This is a genomic window from Eubacterium sp. OM08-24, assembly GCF_003438075.1.
Taxonomy (GTDB): Bacteria; Bacillota; Clostridia; order Oscillospirales; family Acutalibacteraceae; genus Ruminococcoides.
The window spans coordinates 72,217-91,898 of the sequence record NZ_QSTA01000005.1 but is presented as its reverse complement, the minus strand read 5'-3'; the positions used below and the strand labels follow the sequence as shown (position 1 = coordinate 91,898).

Below are 19,682 nucleotides of genomic sequence, written 5' to 3'. Positions count from 1 at the left end.
TCCCCTGCCATACATTTTAACCTTTAATGATTAATGGATTTACGGATTAGCCGTTAGCCTTAGCGTATTCTGTAGCCCAGCCCTGTACGAATGCTGTCTTAACATCGTCCCATGAGCCTGTGCCTGCTGCATACTGTGTAAGAGCTGTACCTACGCCGTTTTTCCAGTCTTCACTTGGCATTGTTGTAAAGTTCCAGCTTACCGGAGTTTTGCCTGCTGCTGTGTATTCAGCATCAGCCTTTACAAATACATTGGTAGCTTCCTTAGCAGCCTTGAAAGGAATTACAAAGCCCATATTGTCAGCCATTGCAGCTGTACCTGTTTCGCTTGTTACACACCAGTTTACGAAATCAAGTGTAGCGTTGATGTCATCTTCACTTGCGTTTTTGTTTACACACCAGTAGTTCTCAGAACCTGTGCAAAGTCCCTGATTCTCTTCGCCGTCAACACCGATGTAAATCGGGAGCATACCGAGATCGTCGTCTGTAAGACCTGCGTCCTTAATACCTGTGTATTCCCAAGTACCGTTCTGATAGAATACAGCCTCGCCTGATGTAAACTCTGTTACAGCGTCTGTAGCTGTCTTGTTTGCAAGATCAGTCGGAGCACAAGTTGAATCTGTGATGTAAAGATCAAAGATGTTCTTGTAGTTGTCAAGGTATGTACCCTTGATAGCGTCTGTAGATGTAATACCGTCTGCCTTGTACTCATAGTAGATTGGGAGGTTAGCAAGGTGAGTCTTGAATCTCCAGTCTGAAGATGAATCCATACCTGCCGATGTGAATGCGCCCTTAACGCCAAGGTCAGAAGCGTGAGCCTGAATTTCGTCTGCAACAGTCTTTAAAGCTGCAAAGTTGTTGAGCTTGTCAATTGATTTAATTGTTGCAAAATCAGAATCAAAATATTTCTTAAGAAGTGTCTTGTTGTAAATAATACCGTATGTTTCTACAACATAAGCAATGCCGTAAACGCTGTCGCCTTCTTTAAGAGCAAAATCATCCTGATTTGTTAGCTGTGAATAAAGCTGTGAATCTTTAAGGTCATAGCAATAATCTTTCCAGTTTGCAAGACCTACAGGGCCGTTTACCTGGAAGAGTGTAGGAGCGTTGTCCTTGTCCATTGCAGCTGTAAGAGTTGATTCGTATGTACCCTCGGCAGCTGTTTCAACAGTAACCTTAACGCCTGTTTCTTCAGTATACTTAGCTGCTAAAGCCTGCCAATCCTTGTCCTGCTCAGGTTTAAAGTTTAAATAATAAACCGAACCTTTTTTAGCGCCGTCTGATTTGCTGCCGCCGTCTGAGCTTGCGCTGCCACCGCAGCCTACAAGTGATGTTGCGGCCATAAGAGCAGCAACTGAGAGAGCCGAAGCTCTGATGATTGTTGATTTTTTCATAATTTTCACCTTAATTTCTTTTATTTGCTCGGTTGAGCATTTTTGAAAAGCACCTCTTGCTTTTCTTTTATCACCACAAGAATAACATATTTTTGTCACACTTGCAAGAGTTTTTTGAAAAAAGTTAAAAAAATTTATGTTTCTTATAAAAACACAGTGTTGCGTAAATCAAACAATTACAAAAGATTACGGCAAATTTTCCAGTCAAAATCTGAGCTGTTTTGGCATTATAACAGAAATAAAGCATAAATAATTTATTCTATTTACAGTTTTGTAATTAATAAATCCAAATTTACTATTGCTATAAAAGCTGATAGTATGGTAAAATTTAATAAATATTTTTTTGAAGAGAAGGTTATTATGAATAGATTTTCAAAGAGTGCATTTGCTCGATTTTTTACTGAATTTCCAAAGCTGTTGATTGCGCAGCTTATTAATGCAGGTGTTTTTGCGTTGTTTACGGTAATATTTGTACTGATAGGTTATATTACCGGATTTAACAATATAATAGTATGGTGTTTGGGTATTATACCGTCAATGCCTTTTTTTGCGGGACTTGTTATGATTATCCGAAAGATAGGAATTGAAAAGAAAGAAGTTCCTGTTGTAAAAACATATTTTAATGCCGTAAAAGAGAATTTCAAAGCTTTTTTATTGCATGGTGTTGTAACTTATGCAATCGTTGCGTGTTCCGTTTTTGCAATGATGTATTATTTTTCACTGATGAGCGAAAGTTTGGTTTACGGTTCAATGCTGACGGTATATGTCTTGTTTTCGCTTATTCTTACATCTATGATGTTTTATGTGCCGATTATGTCGGTTACCTACGAGCTGAAAATTTGGGATATTTACAAAAATTCATTTATACTTGTTTTTGGAAATATTTTAAAAAATATTTTGGCTATGCTTCTTTTTATTGCCGTTTCACTTTGCTTTATATTATGGATAGCTGCAGCGGAGGGGGTAATGTTGGTGATTGCAATAATTGCCGCAGTAATATTTTATCCGCTGATTTCGGCTTATGGCGTTAATGCAATAATAGCTAAGGGCTTGCAGGAAAATGTAGGTTCGTTTACAGGTTCTTCGGCTTATGTGGATAAGGAATTTGAAGAAAAGGTTGAAAAAATAGCGGAGCAGCAAGCCGTTGAAAGAGCAGACAGCAACAGCGACTATGTATTTGTAAACGGTAAGATGATAAAAAATGAAGCTAACACAAAATCTATTGAAAAAACAGGTAAATAAAATAAAGCAAAAAGCGCCGCTCAACTGTCGGCGTTTTTTTGTTGAAATGAAAGAGTACAGGCAGTCCCGACAAGCGGAACTGCCTTTTTTAGGAGAAACAGTAAAAAATGAAAAAGAATTAACTGTTTTGAGATGTTAAGTAAATCTGCAATGCCGTTGCATCGTTTACATCAATTTTGCCATCGTTATTATAATCGGCGGCAAGCTGTTGATTTGAAGTCGGTTCAACAGAGTGAGTGCAAATCATTTGTAAAAGTGTAACATCAAGAACGGAAAGACTGCCGTCCTCGTTGATGTCGCCAAGTAAAAATTTAGGAATTACAAGGGCATCACCTTTGCCAAGACCAATATCAAGCTTTTCCTGTTTGCTTTCGGGCAAAAGTGCGATTTTAACAATGTTTGCGTTATCCATCGGAGATTTTTTTACATCGGCAAGGAAATTACCGTTATCATCAACTTTTATTCCGAAAATATAGGTATAATCGGAGGTGTTGTTTTTATCGGTAACTCTGGTTACAGTGCCGTCTTCGTTGTTGTATCTGCAAATTGTATTGTTGAGGTTAAAGTACAGCTTGCCGTTATATTCGGCTGTACTGATAAAACTGTCCTGCCAATAGTTTAAGCCTGCGTTTGTGTACCATTTATCGGAGATAGTGGCAACAGGTTCACAATAGCCGCTCTCGGGGTCAAATGTGATTATACATTTTGAAAAATCACTGTTGTAATTGTTGTCGGCGGCATAAAATCTGCCGTTTACATAATTGAATTTGGTGTTCAGCGTTCTGTAATAGGAATTGTCAAACAAAGTGCTGCTGCAAGGATTTGAAGTTTTAAATCCGTAATGCACCGAAATATCGGCGGAAGTTTTGATTGCGCTGTCGCTCAAAAGAAAATATTTGTGCGAAACAAATCCGAGTCTGTCGGGAGTAGGATCGTCAAATGTAGCATCAACATGGTAGTAGCTGCCGTCAATTTCTACAAGATTCCATATATGGTTCATTTGTGTGGATTCAACTATCTCTGAGTTTATGCCGACCTTTTCAAGCAGATAAGACAGCGAGCTTGCATATCCCTGACAGTTTGCGTATCCGTTTACAAGGCAATCGTAAACGGAAGTGCGAAGATTACCCGAATCAGGAACATTGGAATACTCGCAGTTAAGTATAATTTCATCGTGAATAGTAACGGCTTTCTGAAAATCCGTCATATCCGGATCTATTTTTGAAAGAATTTCAGTTGTCCTTTTATCGAGTTTTTCACGCATTGTTTTAACCTGAGCGTTTGTGTAGGTGTATTTTGGCATAACCCTTGCCACGCAAGTGCCAATAGCGAGGCTGTAAGTGGTTTTGCTTACATAAAACAGCTCTGGACTTGTTTCCGATACAGTGCGCATAGCGCTTTTTACATCGTTAATTGATAATTGATACTTTTCAATGTCGATTTCATTCTGCAAATTTTCCATTCCCTGCGCAAGAGTGTTGCAAAGTTCGGTGTTTGCATTATAAAAATCTTTGTTATACGAAATATAATTTGGACTTCCAACAGATATTTCTTCGGCAGAGGCAGAAACAGAGAATAAACAGAGGGAAGAGAGAATTGCGGCAACCGTAAAAACAGACAATGCGTTAGCAAAAATACTATGTTTTTTCAAAATTCCAACCTCCTTTAATTTTGAATATAGTAAACAAAAACATATTTGTGTGCTATATATATTTTAGCGTATTTTGTAATATATAACAAGGCGGATAAACTCACAAAGTTTTCGTCTGCTTTTCATCATTATAGCTAAAACACTACCTTTTTCTTTGATTTTTACCTAAATAATCTTAGAGAAAAATGTCTGTTTTCCACAAACTATATTATCTTGCATACGCAAGTTGCGACTTTCATATAATTTAGCATAAACCATACGGAGGGGAATTTATGAAAGGCATAGTTGAAGAACGGGCGGCAATGCTCGGAGAATATATAATAGAAAGCAAGGCAACTGTAAGAAAAGCGGCAAAGAAATTCGGAATTTCAAAGTCTACGGTACATAAAGATGTGAGCCAGCGGTTGCGCAAGGTAAATCCTGCGTTGTATCGTGAGGTGCGGCAAATTCTTGAAACCAACAAAAGCGAGCGACACATAAGGGGCGGAATGGCTACAAGAAATAAATATCTGTTAAAAAAGCAGGAAAAGGAAAGGGAAAAATTGAGAAATTGTGAACAAAAGTAGTGAAAAGTTAATTTGTTTGCTTTACTTTTATAAACATATGTTGTATAATGAAGTTTAGCATTTAAAATATAAAATAAGATTTTATGGTATTTTAATATATTTGTTGTTTTCACTGAATATCCCGTTACAAGGAGAAGTTGAAATGAGAAAAATTCCGTTTTCACCGCCTGATATTACTCAGGCTGAAATTGATGAAGTTGTAAAGGTACTGAAATCAGGTTGGATTACTACCGGCCCTGAAACTAAGCTTTTTGAAAATCGTATTGCCGAGTATTGCAATGTTGAAAGGGCAGTTTGCCTTTCATCACAAACCTCTTGTGCAGAGCTTACACTTCGTATTCTCGGCATAGGCCCCGGCGACGAGGTAATTGTACCTGCCTATACTTACACTGCTACGGCATCAATCGTTTATCATGTAGGTGCAAAACCTGTTATGATTGACTGCAAGAGCGGCAGTTTTGAAATGGATTACGATAAAATGGAGGCTGCCATTAATCACAATACCAAGGCAATTATTCCTGTTGACCTTGCAGGTGTTATTTGTGATTATGACAGAATTTTTGAGGCTGTTGAGCGCCAAAAGAGCGTTTTCAGTCCTAAAAATGAAATTCAGGAAAAGTTTGGCAGAGTTATTGTTATAGCAGACGGAGCACACGCCTTTGGTGCAAGACGAAAGGGCAAAATGTGCGGCGAAATTGCCGACTTTACCAACTTCAGCTTTCATGCAGTTAAGAATATGACTACTGCCGAGGGCGGTGCAGCGGTGCATCGTCCGCACGAATGGCTTGATGAGGAAGATATATACAAGCAGTATATGCTCCTTTCTCTCCATGGACAGACAAAGGATGCCTATCAGAAAAACAAGGTTGCGTCTTGGGAATACGATGTTGTGGATACCCAGTATAAGTGTAATATGCCTGATATTTTGGCGGCATTGGGTGTGGTGCAGCTGCAGCGATATGAAAAAATACTTGAGCGCAGGCATGAGCTTATCCGCCTTTATAATGAGGAGTTCAAGGATTTGCCCATACAGGTTCTTAACCATTGCGATGAAAACCATAGGAGCAGCGGTCATTTGTACTTTGTCAGATTTATCGGCAGAGATGATGAGTACCGCAACAAGTTCTATAATATGATGGCTGAAAACGGCGTTATGTGCAATGTTCATTTTAAGCCGTTGCCAATGCTTTCTGCGTATATGAAGAGAGGCTTTAAGATAGCCGATTTCCCGAACACCTATAATATGCACAAAAATCAGCTTACACTTCCGCTTAACACCACAATGTCAGACGATGACGCTTGGTATGTAATAGAAACCTTTAAGCAGTGCATTAATACTTTAAAGTAAAATTTAATGTAATATAATAAAAACTTCCTTACAGACCGGTTAGGTAAAATTTATATTGGTTTGTAAGGGAATTTTTGTTTTAACATTTATTGACAGTAAAAATAATATATAATGATAAACTTATTGACAATGCCATTGCGGCTGCATCAATAACTTCAAACAGCACAATCACATATTCACTTGCAAAGCCGCAGGATATTCCAAAGGTGACTGTTACAAGCGAGCAGAGAAAGGCTTTAAAGGAAGCTATTTTTAATCAGGTTGCAGAATAAATCCCATAAAATCAGCCTCCGCTTGATTGCGGAGGCTTTTTGCTGTTAATCAGAGAAGAGTTTAAGAGGAATAATTAAAAAATTTAGACCAAACTTTTATAATTTTGACATATAGTTTAGTGATTGCCTGATTGTTGCTTCGCTAAAACATTATGATGTGGCATTTTGAGCAGGGAGCATTTTACCCTGCACATCGGTTGTGTAATCGCCTTTAAGTAAAATCTGACTGATTGGCACTATTTCGTATCCCTGCGCTTTTATCGCCTCAATTACCATAGGCAGAGCCTCAGGTGTATTTGTTGCGCCGTTGTGCATAAGTATTATACTGCCGTCCTTGAGCTTATTTGTAATATTGAGCGTAATTTGATTTGGCGTGGGGTCTTTCCAATCAAGGCTGTCAACATCCCACTGCACGCAGTACATATTATTAGCTTTGACCGCTTTTACAACATCGTTATTGTAGTCGCCGTAAGGAGCACGAAACAGGGTAGGGCAGTTGCCCGTTAAAGCCTTAATCTTTTCGTTGCAGGTCTGTATCTGAGTGTTCATATCATCAACCGACATTTGCGTCATATGCGGATGTGTGCTGCTGTGATTGCCCACATCGTGCCCTCGCTTTGCAATTTCCTTGACTGATTCGGGGTATTTTTCCACCCAGTCGCCAACAAGGAAAAATGTTGTTTTTACATTGTATTTATCGAGAATATCAAGCAAATGCTCGGTTTGCTCGTTGCCCCATGCGGCGTCAAAAGACAGCGCCACCTGCTTTTTGTCGGTATCAACGCAGTAAATGGGGATTTCTCGCTGTGTGCTCGCAGTTTGAATCGCCTGAACGGTAGAAGTAAGAGCAATTCCGCCTGCAATTACGCCAATCAGCAGGCAAAATCCGATTGAAAACAAGGTTCGTTTTGTAATTATATACAAACGCATAAAATCCCCTCCATATTGACTTTGCTTATGTCAAAGTATATGAAGGGGATTTTTATTTTATTCTATTCGTTTTTATCAGTTTTCAAAATGCCACTTAATGCCGTCTTTTGTATCCTCAACAACAACTTTCATCTCTTTAAGTTTGTCACGAATAGCGTCAGCAGTTGCCCAATCTTTATTTTTACGAGCCTCTGTACGCTGTGCAATAAGTGCCTCAACCTCTTCGTTTGCAAAACTATCTGTTTTGCTTTCCTGTGCCTTTGTAAGGTCGAGTGAAAGCACCTTGTCAAATTCGCCTATAAGGTAAAGCTTGGTTGCATCGCTTATGTCAGCCTTTAATACGCTGTAAACAGCGGTAAGACCGAGCGAAGTGTTGAGGTCGTTGCCGAGTGCGTCGTTAAATTCCTTAAGGTAAGGCTTAGCCGCCTCTGTATCAGGCTCGCCCTCAGGATTGAGCGCAGAAATTCTCTTGATGAGCTTATCGTAAGCAATAGCCGCATTGTCAAGGCTGTCATAAGAGAAAGTAAGCGGCTTGCGGTAGTGGCTCTGCAAGCAGAACAAACGGTAAACAAGCGGATTGTAGCCCTTGCTCTCAAGCAAAGATACAGTAAGGAAATCGCCCTTAGACTTGCTCATCTTGCCTCTTGCATCGTTAAGATGGAGAACATGGAACCAATATTTGCACCACTTATGACCGAGGTAAGCCTCGCTCTGTGCAATTTCATTGGTGTGGTGTGGGAAAGCGTTGTCAATACCGCCACAGTGAATGTCGAGGTATTCGCCGTTGTGCTTACAGCTGATAGCCGAGCACTCAATGTGCCAACCCGGATAACCAACACCCCAAGGACTTTCCCACTTGAGCTCCTGAGAGTCAAATTTTGACTTTGTAAACCAAAGAACAAAGTCAGCCTTGTTGCGCTTGTTGCTGTCCTCTTCAACGCTGTCACGAACGCCGACTGCGAGGTCATCTTCGTTCATATTTCCGAAAACATAGTAGTTGTCGAGTTTTGAGGTATCAAAGTAAACATTGCCGCCTGCAATGTAGGCATAACCCTTTTCAAGCAAAACAGAAACCATATGAATAAACTCGTCAATGCAGTTTGTTGCAGGCTCTACAACATCGGGCATTTTAATATTGAGCTTTTTGCAGTCGCTGAAAAATGCGTCTGTATAGAATTTTGCAATTTCCATTACTGTTTTGTGCTCACGCTTTGCGCCCTTGAGCATTTTGTCCTCGCCTGTATCGGCATCACTTGAAAGATGACCTACATCTGTGATATTCATAACACGCTTAACATCGTAACCTGCAAAACGAAGGTACTTTTCGAGTACATCTTCCATAATATAAGTTCTCAGATTGCCAATGTGGGCGTAGTGGTAAACAGTAGGACCGCAGGTATACATATTAACCTTGCCTTCTGTGTGCGGTATAAATTCCTGTTTTGTCTGTCCCAATGAATTGTATAAAATCATTTTACTGCTCCTTTACTTTTTGCTTTCCTTTTCTGCCTTTAGAGCGTCAATTTCTTTTTTGAGTTCTGTGATTTTCTGTTCCAGACTGCAAAGTGCAAGTGCAACAGGGTCTGAAACATGAATTTGGTCGAGTGTATCACTGCGTATGCCGTTTATCTTTACCACACGAGCAGGTACACCCACCGCAGTGGCATTTGGCGGAATTTCGCTTAATACTACCGCACCGGCGGCAATTCTTGCGTTGTCGCCTACCTTAAACGGGCCGAGCACCTTTGCGCCCGAGCCTACAAGCACATTGTTGCCAAGTGTAGGGTGGCGCTTGCCTGTATCTTTACCTGTACCGCCAAGGGTTACATTTTGGTAAATTGTGCAGTTATCGCCTATAATTGTGGTTTCGCCGATAACCACGCCCATACCGTGGTCTATAAACAATCCCTTGCCTATGGTAGCGCCGGGGTGTATTTCTATTCCTGTTTTATGCCTGCTGCGCTGAGAAATCCAGCGTGCAATAAACTTCATATTATGCCTTAAAAACCAGTTAGCCTTGCGGTGCGAGCGTACCGCCTTAAAGCCCGAATACAGGAAGAAAACTTCCGCCCTGTTTCTTGCGGCAGGGTCACGCTCCATAACGGCATCAAGGTCTGCCTTTAGTGTTTTAAACAAAGTATCACATCCGATGTGGTGTTGATTTTTTACATTTCTGATATATACTGCCAATTCTGCACAATATAAATTACGCCTGAAATAATTGCCATTAATGTGGAAATCCAAATAAGGGCAAGGGAAACTACTGTGAAAACGCATTGCAAGAGCGACAGAGTTTCCACGCCGAAAGCTGATGTCATAGTGAATATTTCAAGCAAAAACTGCATTAACAATACGGCAATAATAGCTACAAGCTGAGTTACGGTCTTGATTTTTCCGAATATATTTGCGGCAACCACCTTGCCCTTTGATGCGGCAACAAGGCGGATTGAGGTTACAGAAAATTCTCTGAACAGCACAATAATAACTGCCACGCAGTCGCACCAGCCTGTTTGCACAAAGCACAAAAGTGCGCTTAACACAAGAATTTTATCGGCAAGAGGGTCTGCAAATTTGCCAAAGTCGGTAACAAGTCCTCTGCTCCTTGCAATTTTGCCGTCAAACATATCTGTAAGAGTTGCCACAACAAATATCGCAAGGGCAACAGCTGTGTGAAAAGGAAAATCTATTAGTAAGGCTGCCACAAAGAACGGCACAAGTATTATTCTACTTAAAGTAAGTTTGTTTGGTAAATTCATAATTACCCTCGGATCTCCTTTTTGACACCATTATATTATATGCCGGTGTCTGTGTTCTGTAAATATTATTCTGCCAATTCTCCAATAGGATCGCAGTCTGTGTAATCTGTAATTTTAACCTTTACAAAGCTGCCTGCCTGCGGTTTTGTACCGCTGGTTGTAAAGAATACACATCCGTCAATTTCGGGTGCGTCAGCGTATGTTCTGCCGTAAAAGCACTCGGCAATTCTGTCATAGCCCTCAACAAGAACTTCAACTTCCTTGCCAATCAGACTTTCGCAGTATTCAGCCATAACACTCTGCTGATGTTCCATAATAATATCTGCTCTGTGCTGTTTAACTTCCTCGTCAATTTGGTCCGGAAAACTTGCCGCAGGTGTGCCTTCCTCAGCGGAATAAGCAAAACAGCCGAGTCGCTGGAACTTAATTTCAGCGGCAAATTCTGCAAGCTCTTCAAACTGTTCTTCGGTTTCACCCGGAAAACCTGTAATAAATGTTGAGCGGAGAATCATATCAGGCACTTTGGCTCTCAACTTGTTGAGCAAAGCGGTAAGGCTCTCTCTGTCGCCGTGTCTGTTCATTCTCTTTAAAATACCGCCGTTGCAGTGCTGTAACGGCAAATCTATGTAATTAACTAAATTTTCTTCCTCTGCAAAGGTATCTATAAGCTCATCAGTAAGTCTGTCAGGATAGCAGTAAAGCACTCTTATCCACTTTAAGCCGTCAATTTTGCAAAGCCTTTTCAAAAGTTTTGCAAGGTAAGGCTCGCCAAAAAGATCCTCGCCGTAACGGGTGGTATCCTGAGCAATAACAATAATTTCCTTTACTCCGTCCTTTGCAAGCTGTTCAGCCTCAGCAATAACAGCGTCAGGCTGACGACTTCTGAACTTACCTCTTATCATAGGAATTGCGCAGTAGGTACAGCGGTTGTCACAGCCCTCGGCAATTTTAAGATAAGCTGTGTATGGGGGAGTAGACTGTATTCTTCTGCCCTCAAGGCACAAAAGCTGGTTGTCGGGAAATTCCTCGATTTTTTCTTTGTGCTCGGCATTATTGTCTGAAAGCAATTCGGATACAACATCGGCTATCTGCGAGTTTGCGCCAATGCCGAGTGCGGCGTCAACTTCATACAGCTGACGGGTGATTTCGTTTTTATAACGCTCGGCAAGACAGCCTGTTACAATAATAGCCTTGATTTTGCCTTCCTGCTTGAGCTTGCCAAGCTCAATAATTTCGTTAATGCTTTCCTGTTTTGCCGATTCAATAAATCCGCAGGTGTTTACAATAACCGCATCTGCGTCTGCGGGGTCGTTTACTAATTCAAAGCCCCTGCTTTTAAGTGTAAAAAGCAGCATTTCAGCGTCAACCTGATTTTTAGGGCAACCGAGTGATACTATACCAACCTTAGAACTCATCTGTTTCATCCTCATTATATTCCGAAATAACGCTTTTTATGTCGTTCCATCGGTAACCGAGCCTTTGCAGTGCAGCAACGGCTCTTCGCTTTACCTTTTCATCGGATAAATTTCTGTATTTTTTCTCAATAACCGCTCTTATTTGCTCGTGAACATCAATATCAAGCTCGTCACACAGCTGTTCGGCGGTTTCTTTGTCAATGCCTTTTCGTGTAAGCTCAAAGGCAATGCCACGCTTTGACATATGCTTTGAGTTAAGCAGTTTTTCGGCATAATGCCTTGCAAAGCGCTCATCATCAACAAGACCAAGCTCCTCCATTCGGTCAACGGCTTTTTGTGCGGAGTCTTCGTCGGCGGTGCGGCGGATTTTTTCTTCAAGCTCCTTCTTTGAGTGTTCTCTGTAAGAGAGCAGCCAAAGCGCCTTATCTTTTGCACGCCTTTCGTTGCTGAGTTTTATAATTTCCTGCAAATCCTCATCGTCAATTTCGCTGCCGACATCAAAGCGGTTTTCAATCAGAGTTTGTGTGTCGAGAGAAACGGCAAATTCACCGTCAATATACAATGCACTCAGCCGTTTTCTGCGTGGTCTGATTTCTGTAATTTTCATTATTCGTCAACCAACACATCAATGTTTGCACTGTCCGCCTTTTCTTTCGGTGCGTCGGCAGGCTTTTTAGCGTTGGCAACTTCTGTTATTTTTGCCTTTGCGCCCTTTTTGGCAGGTGCGCTTGCGGCAATAACCTTGTCAAGGTTTGCCATGAGCTTATCCTCGATTTCCTTGGCAAGCTCTTTATCGTTTTCAAGCAGCTCTTTTACATTATCTCTGCCCTGTCCGAGACGCTTTCCGTCATAGCTGAACCATGCGCCTGCTTTCTGAACAATATCTGCCTTTACTGCAAGGTCAAGCAATTCGCCGATTCTTGAAATACCCTTGCCGTACATAATATCAAACTCGGCCTCTCTGAAAGGCGGTGCGAGTTTATTTTTAACAACCTTAGCCTTTGTGTGTGCGCCAATCATCTCGCCGTTTTGCTTGAGAACTTCCTGCTTACGAATATCAATTCTTACCGAGCTGTAAAATTTAAGCGCTCTGCCGCCTGTGGTAACCTCCGGATTGCCGTAAACAACGCCGACTTTTTCACGCAGCTGGTTGATAAAGATAGCAACGCAGTTGCTCTTGTTGATTGCGCCCGCAAGTTTTCTTAATGCCTGTGACATAAGTCTTGCGTGTAAGCCTACATGGCTGTCGCCCATTTCACCCTCGATTTCTGCCTTTGGTACAAGAGCGGCAACCGAGTCGATAACGATAACATCAATAGCGCCGCTGCGAATGAGTGCCTCGGCAATTTCGAGTGCGTCCTCACCTGTATCAGGCTGAGAAACAAGGAGAGAGTCAACATCTACACCAAGTGCAGCCGCATAGGTAGGGTCGAGTGCGTGCTCAACATCAATAAACGCAACATTGCCGTTGTTTTTCTGTCCCTCCGCAATACAGTGGAGGGAAAGTGTTGTTTTACCTGATGATTCAGGGCCGTAAATCTCAACAATTCTGCCTCGTGGCAAACCACCGATACCGAGGGCAATGTCGAGTGTGAGTGATCCTGTTGAAATGTGATCAACATTCATATGCTTGTTTTCGCCAAGGCGCATAACAGCACCCTTACCAAACTGTTTTTCTATTTGAGTAAGCGCAGTTTGCAGCGCTTTTTCTTTATCTAAAGCCATTATAAATACCTCCCGTATTGCAGGTTAAAATTTATTTAATCCGTTCTGTTACCTGTATATTATAAAATATAGCAGTAAAAAAAGCAATAAGAATAGAGTCAAAAAATCGAACTAAGTTTCTATTTTTGGAGCAAAGTCCCGATTATTGCCCTTTGAATACCGCCAAAGTCTATGCTTTCGGTAATTCCGCCAAAGCCGTTATCGGCAAGAATACGGCAAACCTTGTCATACTGCCCTTCGCCAAGCTCAAAAGCAAGCGCACCGCCTGCCTTTAGCTTTGACTTCCATAAAGGAACAATCCTTCGGTAAAAGTCCAAACCGCTCTCGCCGCCGTCAAGCGCCATTACAGGTTCGTGCTGTACTTCTTCCTGCAAGGCTGCAATATCGGCACTTTTTATGTACGGTGGATTAGAAACAATCAAATCAAGACTGTTGTCCGCAATGTCTTTGTGGCACTCAAAAATATCACCGTTCAGGGCGTTTACCGCAGAATTGTTTAGCTTAATATTTTGTGTAAGATAAGAAAATGCCTTGTCGCTCAGCTCAACTGCCGTAACTTTGCAGTTTGCGTATTTTTCGAGCGCAAGCGAAATTGCGCCGCTGCCTGCGCAAAGGTCGATTGCAGAGGGATTTTCTTTGCCTGACAAAAAGTCTATGCAAAGCGAGGTAACTACTTCTGTATCATCTCTCGGAACAAGTACGCCCTCGCCCACAAGCAAATCAATTCCCATAAAGCTCCACTTTCCGATAATGTATTGGAGCGGCTCGTGGCTAAGGCGTTTTTCTGTCAGCTCGGCAAGCAGTGCGAGTTTTTCATCGGTAGCGGCGGTTTCCTCGCCCCTTGTGATAAGCGCAAGGCGGTTAAATCCGAAAACCTTTTCAACAAGGCACAATGCCTCAAAGGCAGGAGCTTCAAATCCTGCCTCTGTTAAAATGTCTTTAGTTTTTCTGTAAGCCTCGCCGACAGTCATAATAAAGCCTCTTTTGTGCAATTATTTGTTGTTTAAAATATCTGTGCCGTCATCAGGAATAACAGCTTTCATAGCCTCAATGGCAACCTCAATCATCTTGTCATCAGGCTCTTTTGTGGTAATTCTCTGCGCCCAAAGTCCCGGAGCGGCAATAATTCTTGTAAAAGCGTTATCGTGCTTTCCGCATATTTTAATAAGCTCGTAGCCTACGCCGCAAGAAACAGGGAGGAGGAGAATTTTAAATACAGGTCTTAAAAATCCGATTCCAAACGGAGCAACAGGAATAAAAAGACCGATTACAATGCCTACAATAAGCATAAGTACCATAAAACTTGTTCCGCATCTCGGATGAAAGCGAATTTGCTTTCTTACATTTTCAACTGTAAGCTCTTCTTCATTTTCGTAGCAGAAAATAGTTTTGTGCTCAGCACCATGATACATAAATACTCGTTTCATCTCGGTCATTTGTGAGCATAGCACAATGTAGCCGAGGAATAGAACGATTTTTAATACGCCCTCAAAAACCGATTTCCAAAATACTGCGACCTCGCCGCTGCCCTGAAATACGGGAACAACCTTTGCCGAAAGGTCAAACAGGAAAGACGGCAAAAAGAAGAATAAAGCAACGGCAATGGCAACGCCTATGACAGACGCAAAAACCATAACGATTTTTACGAGCTTGTCGCCAAATTTTTCGTCAAGCCATTTTTCAAATTTGCTCGGCTCTTCCTCCTCAACCTCGCCTGCCTCTACGGCTTTGTCTGCCGAAAGCATAAGCGATTTGTAAGAAAGTCGCATTGAGTCGATAAGACCTGCAATTCCTCTTAAAAGCGGCAGCTTAAACAGCTTGCATTTTTCGGGAATTGTGGTAATTTTGATATCTTCGCTGTAAATTTCGTTTTCGCCTGTTCTTACGCATACGGTAGTACGCTTAGGTCCACGCATCATAATGCCCTCAATGAGAGCACTGCCACCTATGGAGGTGATTTTTTTTGTACTGACTTTGCTCATCGTACATCCTTTCGTTTATAGCTTTATATTTTCTGTTTGTGGCTGATCCTCGTCACCGTCTTTGTAAATAGGGAAGGTGAGAGTAACTGTTGTGCCCACACCCTCGCCGCTCTCAATATCGAGCGAACCATGGTGCAGATTCATAATTTCGTCGGCAACCGCAAGCCCGATTCCCGAGCCTCGTACTGTCTGATTTGCCTTGTAGAACTTTTCTTTTACCTTTGGCAAATCCTCGGCAGGTATTCCGCAGCCTGTATCGGTAACGATAATTTTTATAATATCGGGTTCGTCCTTGTTGTAAATAACCTGAGCCGCAACAACACCGCCCTTAGGGGTGTACTTCAGCGCATTGTCAATTACATTGAGGAAAACCTGCTTCAGACGGTTGCTGTCACCGTAAACAGGTGGATACATTGCGTCCATAGGCTCGTCATACAGCAAATGCTTGCCCTCGTTTACGGCTCTGTCTTTGAGCATATATACGGTTTCGTCAAATTCGGCAAGAATGTCGAGCTTTTCTTTATTAAGCACCATTCTGCCGCTTTGAATACGGCTGAAATCAAGCAGTTCTTCAACAATACTTGTAAGTCTGCCGCTTTCTTTTATGATAACTCCCATACCCTTGTCAAAGGTACGCCTGTCGAGCTTGCCTTTTTCGCTGAGCTGCATGGTTTCTGCCCAGCCTTTGATAGCGGTAAGCGGAGTTCTCAACTCGTGAGATACCCTTGAAATAAAGTCATTTTTAGTCTGTTCGGTAGTTTGCAAATCCTTTGCCATATCTGATATTGCGTCACAAAGGTCGCCGATTTCGTCGTCATACTTATGCTCGATTTTTTCGGATGCGGAAAAATCGCCCTGCGCAATCTGGCCCGCTCTTAGCGAAAGCTCTCTTATAGGCTTTACGATTGAGCGGATAAACATAAGTCCCGACAGGAACACAAGCGCCATAATTGCAAGACCGCCTGCAACACAGAGAACAGAAATGAACAAAATTCTTGAATGAACAGGCTCCATAGATACAATGTACCTTACAGCACCGAGAATTGCGCCGTTTGAATTGCTGATAATTCGGGTTTCACTCATTGCTCTTTCGCCCGACAGCAGCTTGCCGTTCCATACGGCATAGCCGTTAGCGTTTGTTTGAGCGTCGGTAAAATCGGGCATATCTGTTTTGTCAGATGGGGTAAAACCCGTTGAGGTCATTATAACTCTGCCTGTTGAGTTAATTACCATTACCTCCATCTGCTCTTTGCGGTCAAAGTTTTCGACATATTCTCGGGCAGTTGAGTTAAAACTTGCTGTGCTGTCGCTCTGATATTCCGAGAACACAAGCGACAATTCATTGCCTGTCGAAGAAAGCGTTTGTTCAACACTGCTTTGGTAAACATATGTAATGACAAATATAAGGCTGACAACGATCAGAACTATTATTGTAAATATTACGCTGAGTGTGTTTAACATCCAGCGCTTTGTAATACCCTTGAACATTAAGCTGTCGCCCTCCTTAAAGGTGTTTCTTTAAGCTCAGGCATTCCACTTGTAGCCAAGTCCCCATACAGTGATAATGTACTTAGGGTTAGACGGTTCGTCCTCAACCTTCATTCTCAGTCTTCTGATATTTACATCAACAATTTTATCTTCGCCCACATAAGCGTCGCCCCATACATGGTTTAAAATATCCATTCTGTCAAGCGCAGTGCCGGGGTTTGAGAAAAAGTATTCCATAATCTGAAATTCAACCTGTGTAAGCTCAATCATCTTGCCGTTTTTCATAAGCGCACGATTTCTGAGATTAAGGGTAAACTCACCGCTTTTAAGCTCTTCTTTAAAATTGTTTTCTGCGTGTGACTGTGCAAGCGCAACTCGTCTGTAAAGAGAGTCAACTCTTGCGAGCAATTCACTTGGAGAGAATGGCTTTGCAACATAGTCATCAGCGCCGAGCATAAGACCCGTTACCTTGTCCATTTCCTGTGTTTTGGCAGAAAGCATAATAATGCCGATACCGCCGTTGCGACTTCTCAGCTCCTTGCAAACCTGAAAGCCGTCAATACCCGGCATCATAACATCAAGAATGGCAACATCAAAGTCGCCGTTGTGTTCTTCGTATTTTTGCAGAGCAGCCTCGCCGCAGTCAGCCTCAACTACATCGTAGCCTGCTCTTGTAAGGTTGATAACAACAAAGTCACGAATTGCGGCTTCGTCCTCGCAAACAAGAATTTTTTTCATAAATAAACCTCCGTAAAGTGTTTTATCAAAAGTATTATATATTATTAACTGTAAGCAGTGAAAAAGCTGTTTTAATGTCATCTTCACTGACAGAAAGATTATTGTCTTCGTTTACATCAGCAAAAGCATAGGCTGTGCTGTCTGATTTATATATTAATGTATAGGCGTCACTGTCTTCACCAATATCCCACTGCTCAAGTTTAAAGGCTCTGATTTCAAAGAGCTTTTCGCCCAATGTGCCGTCATACCATTCAAAAAAGCACATAGCCTGCTTTTCTTTGTCAAATCTGACGGTGTAAGTGCCGTCAATCCAGCCTTCGGGTACAGTGAAAGAATATCCGTTGTCATAATCAATAATCTGATCTGAAATATGATTTAAAATTTCACTCTGCTGATAAAATGTATTCCAGCTTGTTTTATATGCAACATTAGACTTGTCTTCATCACTTGCAGACGGGAGTTGATTTACAACAGGTATTTCTATAACCGAGTCGTTGTTTATGTCGGCGCAAAGTACATCTGCCGAGCGCTGAGTAATATTTTTATCCTTTTCCTTAAAAAGCGGATTTCTCAGGACAGAAAGCTCGTTGTTAAAATAAATAATCTGTGTAACGGTATCGTCATTTGCAAAACAGCCGTCAACAATAAGCGCATTCTGACTGTTTTCTGTGGCTGTTACCGAAAGATTTTTAAATCTTGTAATATTCGGATCCATTTTTACTGTGGACTTTGAGTAAAGACAGTTGCGCTCCTCACTGTAAACAAGCATATTTGCCGTTGCGTCATTCTCTGTGTTGTAAAGCGACAACAGCATAACCTCGTTTATTCCGTTGCCGTCAAAATCAGCACAATAAAAACTCGAATAACTGCTTTCAACTGTGAGTCTGGTTGTTTTACCGCCCGAATATGAGTGGCAGGCAAGGTTGTTTACACTTGAATTGTATGTTGTGTAGCCCGATAAAATTTCAAGCGTGCCGTTGCCCGTAACATCGGCAAAATCAACGCAGTCAACATCGGTAGCGTCAATAGTGCAGTTTTCCGAGAGTTTCCATCCGCCGTTTGCGCAGTACATAACAAGCATATGCACCTCGGCTTTGTTTTCGCTTGCTGTGCGGTAAAAGGCGATTGCCTCATCCGTACCGTCAAAGTCAAGGTCTTTCATTACAATGGCACTTCTGTAATTGCCCGACTTGGGGTATTTCAAAGTGTAGCCACTGCCTGCCGTATCGGCAATAAGCTGTTCGATTTCAGCCTCATCGCCAACGGTTTTCGGGGGACGAATAAGATTGTCTGTGCCAAGGTCTGCTCCGTCACAACCGCTTGCAGACAGGGCAAGTGCGCACAACATTAAAGTTGAAATAACCGATTTGGCTTTCATATCCGTTCCTCCTTTATAAGTAATAGTTTAATTAACCGTGCTTTACAACAGCTCTGAGATACTTTATCTTTATGCCCTCAGCCGAAAACATTTTTTCGTGCTCGGTTTCTATATTGTCGGCAACATCACTGTTGTGAAGATCGTAGGTTTTATAAATGATTTCGTATCCGCTCTGTTCAAAGTATTCAAGGCTGTCTGCAAAAAGTGCGTCATCGTCAGTCTTAAAGCGGATTTCTGCATTTTCATCAAGAAAATTCTTATACATTTCAAGCTTTTTAGGAAATGTAAGTCGTCTTTTGTTGTGCTTTGGGCGAGGCCATGGGTTGCAGAAATTAATAAACATACCCTGGATTTTATCGTCCTTGGTAATGATTTTATCAATCTGCTCTACATTGTAATTTACAAGCAAAAGATTTTTAATATCGGCATCTGTTTTGCCTTCATTCTTAAAAATTTCAACAATGTTTCTTCTGCCCACACCGAGCATATCAATCTTAATATCAACGGCAATAATATTTTTGTCGGGATTTTTTACGGCAAACTGACCTGCAAATCCGCCCTTGCCGCAGCCTATTTCAAGGTAAAGCGGAAGTTCGTTGCCAAATGTTTCACTCCATTTTCCTGCGTGTTCCTCAGGATTTTTTACAAAAAAGTCGCATACCGCAAGTTCCGGTTCTGCCCATTTTTTCTTTCTTATTCTCATAACGCAAAATTATGCACCGACAGTGCATCTCCTCATAAATATTCATCATTCTATTATATCAAATTATTACAGATATTGCAACGAATATTTCACAA

General features: G+C 41.6%; 19 protein-coding genes. 4 read left to right on the top strand and 15 right to left on the bottom strand.

All coding sequences use genetic code 11. The features are described 5' to 3' along the window. Nucleotides 1-46: 46 nt before the first annotated feature. Complete coding sequence (locus tag DXC23_RS08955) at nucleotides 47-1,393, bottom strand: ABC transporter substrate-binding protein (RefSeq protein WP_117705774.1); 1,347 nt, start codon at nucleotides 1,391-1,393, stop codon at nucleotides 47-49. 360 nt (nucleotides 1,394-1,753) lie between these two features. Here DXC23_RS08955 and DXC23_RS08950 point away from each other — a divergent pair, with 360 nt between their 5' ends. Beyond that, nucleotides 1,754-2,635: a DUF624 domain-containing protein gene (locus tag DXC23_RS08950; protein ID WP_158552535.1), complete on the top strand. Its 882-nt coding sequence runs from the start codon at nucleotides 1,754-1,756 to the stop codon at nucleotides 2,633-2,635. 118 nt (nucleotides 2,636-2,753) lie between these two features. Here DXC23_RS08950 and DXC23_RS08945 read toward each other — a convergent pair whose 3' ends face one another. Beyond that, nucleotides 2,754-4,286, bottom strand: a complete 1,533-nt coding sequence (locus DXC23_RS08945; protein ID WP_117705772.1) for a dockerin type I domain-containing protein — start codon at nucleotides 4,284-4,286, stop codon at nucleotides 2,754-2,756. Between the two features lie 272 nt (nucleotides 4,287-4,558). Here DXC23_RS08945 and spoIIID point away from each other — a divergent pair, with 272 nt between their 5' ends. From spoIIID to DXC23_RS08930, 3 genes are all read left to right on the top strand, one after another. Then, nucleotides 4,559-4,852, top strand: coding sequence for a sporulation transcriptional regulator SpoIIID (spoIIID, locus tag DXC23_RS08940; protein WP_117705771.1), 294 nt, complete (start codon nucleotides 4,559-4,561; stop codon nucleotides 4,850-4,852). 142 nt (nucleotides 4,853-4,994) lie between these two features. Then, nucleotides 4,995-6,200: a DegT/DnrJ/EryC1/StrS aminotransferase family protein gene (locus DXC23_RS08935; RefSeq protein ID WP_117705770.1), complete on the top strand. Its 1,206-nt coding sequence runs from the start codon at nucleotides 4,995-4,997 to the stop codon at nucleotides 6,198-6,200. An 89-nt stretch (nucleotides 6,201-6,289) separates the two neighbouring features. Continuing rightward, nucleotides 6,290-6,472 (top strand): hypothetical protein, encoded by a 183-nt coding sequence (locus DXC23_RS08930; protein WP_117705769.1) that lies wholly within the window; start codon nucleotides 6,290-6,292, stop codon nucleotides 6,470-6,472. A gap of 150 nt (nucleotides 6,473-6,622) precedes the next feature. On the opposite strand, the gene DXC23_RS08925 is transcribed toward DXC23_RS08930, so the two are convergent. The 13 genes from DXC23_RS08925 to trmB all read right to left on the bottom strand — a co-directional run bounded on the left by DXC23_RS08925 (nucleotide 6,623) and on the right by trmB (nucleotide 19,587). Further along, nucleotides 6,623-7,402, bottom strand: coding sequence for a polysaccharide deacetylase family protein (locus DXC23_RS08925; protein ID WP_117705768.1), 780 nt, complete (start codon nucleotides 7,400-7,402; stop codon nucleotides 6,623-6,625). 75 nt (nucleotides 7,403-7,477) lie between these two features. Then, entirely contained in the window at nucleotides 7,478-8,875 is a 1,398-nt protein-coding gene (cysS, locus tag DXC23_RS08920; RefSeq protein WP_117705767.1) for a cysteine--tRNA ligase, read from the bottom strand. A gap of 12 nt (nucleotides 8,876-8,887) precedes the next feature. Next, complete coding sequence (gene epsC / locus DXC23_RS08915; RefSeq protein ID WP_242997467.1) at nucleotides 8,888-9,538, bottom strand: serine O-acetyltransferase EpsC; 651 nt, start codon at nucleotides 9,536-9,538, stop codon at nucleotides 8,888-8,890. A gap of 29 nt (nucleotides 9,539-9,567) precedes the next feature. Beyond that, nucleotides 9,568-10,158 (bottom strand): CDP-diacylglycerol--glycerol-3-phosphate 3-phosphatidyltransferase, encoded by a 591-nt coding sequence (gene pgsA, locus DXC23_RS08910; protein ID WP_117705765.1) that lies wholly within the window; start codon nucleotides 10,156-10,158, stop codon nucleotides 9,568-9,570. A gap of 65 nt (nucleotides 10,159-10,223) precedes the next feature. After that, nucleotides 10,224-11,573, bottom strand: coding sequence for a 30S ribosomal protein S12 methylthiotransferase RimO (gene rimO, locus DXC23_RS08905; RefSeq protein WP_117705764.1), 1,350 nt, complete (start codon nucleotides 11,571-11,573; stop codon nucleotides 10,224-10,226). Continuing rightward, on the bottom strand, nucleotides 11,563-12,180 hold the full coding sequence (locus DXC23_RS08900; protein ID WP_117705763.1) for a regulatory protein RecX: 618 nt from the start codon (nucleotides 12,178-12,180) through the stop codon (nucleotides 11,563-11,565). Before DXC23_RS08900 ends, rimO begins: the two co-directional genes overlap by 11 nt. Further along, the gene (gene recA / locus DXC23_RS08895) at nucleotides 12,180-13,298 is read right to left on the bottom strand and encodes a recombinase RecA (protein WP_117705762.1); all 1,119 of its coding nucleotides are present in this window, start codon (nucleotides 13,296-13,298) and stop codon (nucleotides 12,180-12,182) included. The genes DXC23_RS08900 and recA overlap by 1 nt, the downstream gene beginning before the upstream one ends. 119 nt (nucleotides 13,299-13,417) lie before the next feature. Beyond that, nucleotides 13,418-14,269, bottom strand: coding sequence for a peptide chain release factor N(5)-glutamine methyltransferase (prmC, locus tag DXC23_RS08890; RefSeq protein ID WP_117705761.1), 852 nt, complete (start codon nucleotides 14,267-14,269; stop codon nucleotides 13,418-13,420). A gap of 21 nt (nucleotides 14,270-14,290) precedes the next feature. Next, on the bottom strand, nucleotides 14,291-15,280 hold the full coding sequence (locus tag DXC23_RS08885; protein WP_117705760.1) for a DUF1385 domain-containing protein: 990 nt from the start codon (nucleotides 15,278-15,280) through the stop codon (nucleotides 14,291-14,293). 15 nt (nucleotides 15,281-15,295) lie between these two features. Next, complete coding sequence (locus tag DXC23_RS08880; RefSeq protein WP_117705759.1) at nucleotides 15,296-16,768, bottom strand: HAMP domain-containing sensor histidine kinase; 1,473 nt, start codon at nucleotides 16,766-16,768, stop codon at nucleotides 15,296-15,298. A gap of 36 nt (nucleotides 16,769-16,804) precedes the next feature. Further along, on the bottom strand, nucleotides 16,805-17,506 hold the full coding sequence (locus DXC23_RS08875) for a response regulator transcription factor (protein WP_117705758.1): 702 nt from the start codon (nucleotides 17,504-17,506) through the stop codon (nucleotides 16,805-16,807). Nucleotides 17,507-17,540: 34 nt separating this feature from the next. Continuing rightward, a complete protein-coding gene (locus tag DXC23_RS08870) occupies nucleotides 17,541-18,884 on the bottom strand; it encodes a hypothetical protein (RefSeq protein WP_117705757.1) in 1,344 nt (447 codons plus the stop codon). 31 nt (nucleotides 18,885-18,915) lie between these two features. Beyond that, on the bottom strand, nucleotides 18,916-19,587 hold the full coding sequence (gene trmB / locus DXC23_RS08865) for a tRNA (guanosine(46)-N7)-methyltransferase TrmB (RefSeq protein ID WP_117705756.1): 672 nt from the start codon (nucleotides 19,585-19,587) through the stop codon (nucleotides 18,916-18,918). Between the last annotated feature and the right edge of the window lie 95 nt (nucleotides 19,588-19,682).

Bases quoted from the DNA above. Each gene is read 5' to 3' on its own strand.
- rimO (WP_117705764.1), bottom strand. From the start codon at position 11,573: ATGAGTTCTAAGGTTGGTATAGTATCACTCGGTTGCCCTAAAAATCAG.
- prmC (WP_117705761.1), bottom strand. From the start codon at position 14,269: ATGACTGTCGGCGAGGCTTACAGAAAAACTAAAGACATTTTAACAGAG.
- DXC23_RS08875 (WP_117705758.1), bottom strand. From the start codon at position 17,506: ATGAAAAAAATTCTTGTTTGCGAGGACGAAGCCGCAATTCGTGACTTT.
- DXC23_RS08925 (WP_117705768.1), bottom strand. From the start codon at position 7,402: ATGCGTTTGTATATAATTACAAAACGAACCTTGTTTTCAATCGGATTT.
- recA (WP_117705762.1), bottom strand. From the start codon at position 13,298: ATGGCTTTAGATAAAGAAAAAGCGCTGCAAACTGCGCTTACTCAAATA.
- DXC23_RS08900 (WP_117705763.1), bottom strand. From the start codon at position 12,180: ATGAAAATTACAGAAATCAGACCACGCAGAAAACGGCTGAGTGCATTG.
- DXC23_RS08935 (WP_117705770.1), top strand. From the start codon at position 4,995: ATGAGAAAAATTCCGTTTTCACCGCCTGATATTACTCAGGCTGAAATT.
- cysS (WP_117705767.1), bottom strand. From the start codon at position 8,875: ATGATTTTATACAATTCATTGGGACAGACAAAACAGGAATTTATACCG.
- DXC23_RS08885 (WP_117705760.1), bottom strand. From the start codon at position 15,280: ATGAGCAAAGTCAGTACAAAAAAAATCACCTCCATAGGTGGCAGTGCT.
- trmB (WP_117705756.1), bottom strand. From the start codon at position 19,587: ATGAGAATAAGAAAGAAAAAATGGGCAGAACCGGAACTTGCGGTATGC.
- spoIIID (WP_117705771.1), top strand. From the start codon at position 4,559: ATGAAAGGCATAGTTGAAGAACGGGCGGCAATGCTCGGAGAATATATA.
- DXC23_RS08870 (WP_117705757.1), bottom strand. From the start codon at position 18,884: ATGAAAGCCAAATCGGTTATTTCAACTTTAATGTTGTGCGCACTTGCC.
- pgsA (WP_117705765.1), bottom strand. From the start codon at position 10,158: ATGAATTTACCAAACAAACTTACTTTAAGTAGAATAATACTTGTGCCG.
- DXC23_RS08955 (WP_117705774.1), bottom strand. From the start codon at position 1,393: ATGAAAAAATCAACAATCATCAGAGCTTCGGCTCTCTCAGTTGCTGCT.
- DXC23_RS08880 (WP_117705759.1), bottom strand. From the start codon at position 16,768: ATGTTCAAGGGTATTACAAAGCGCTGGATGTTAAACACACTCAGCGTA.
- DXC23_RS08950 (WP_158552535.1), top strand. From the start codon at position 1,754: ATGAATAGATTTTCAAAGAGTGCATTTGCTCGATTTTTTACTGAATTT.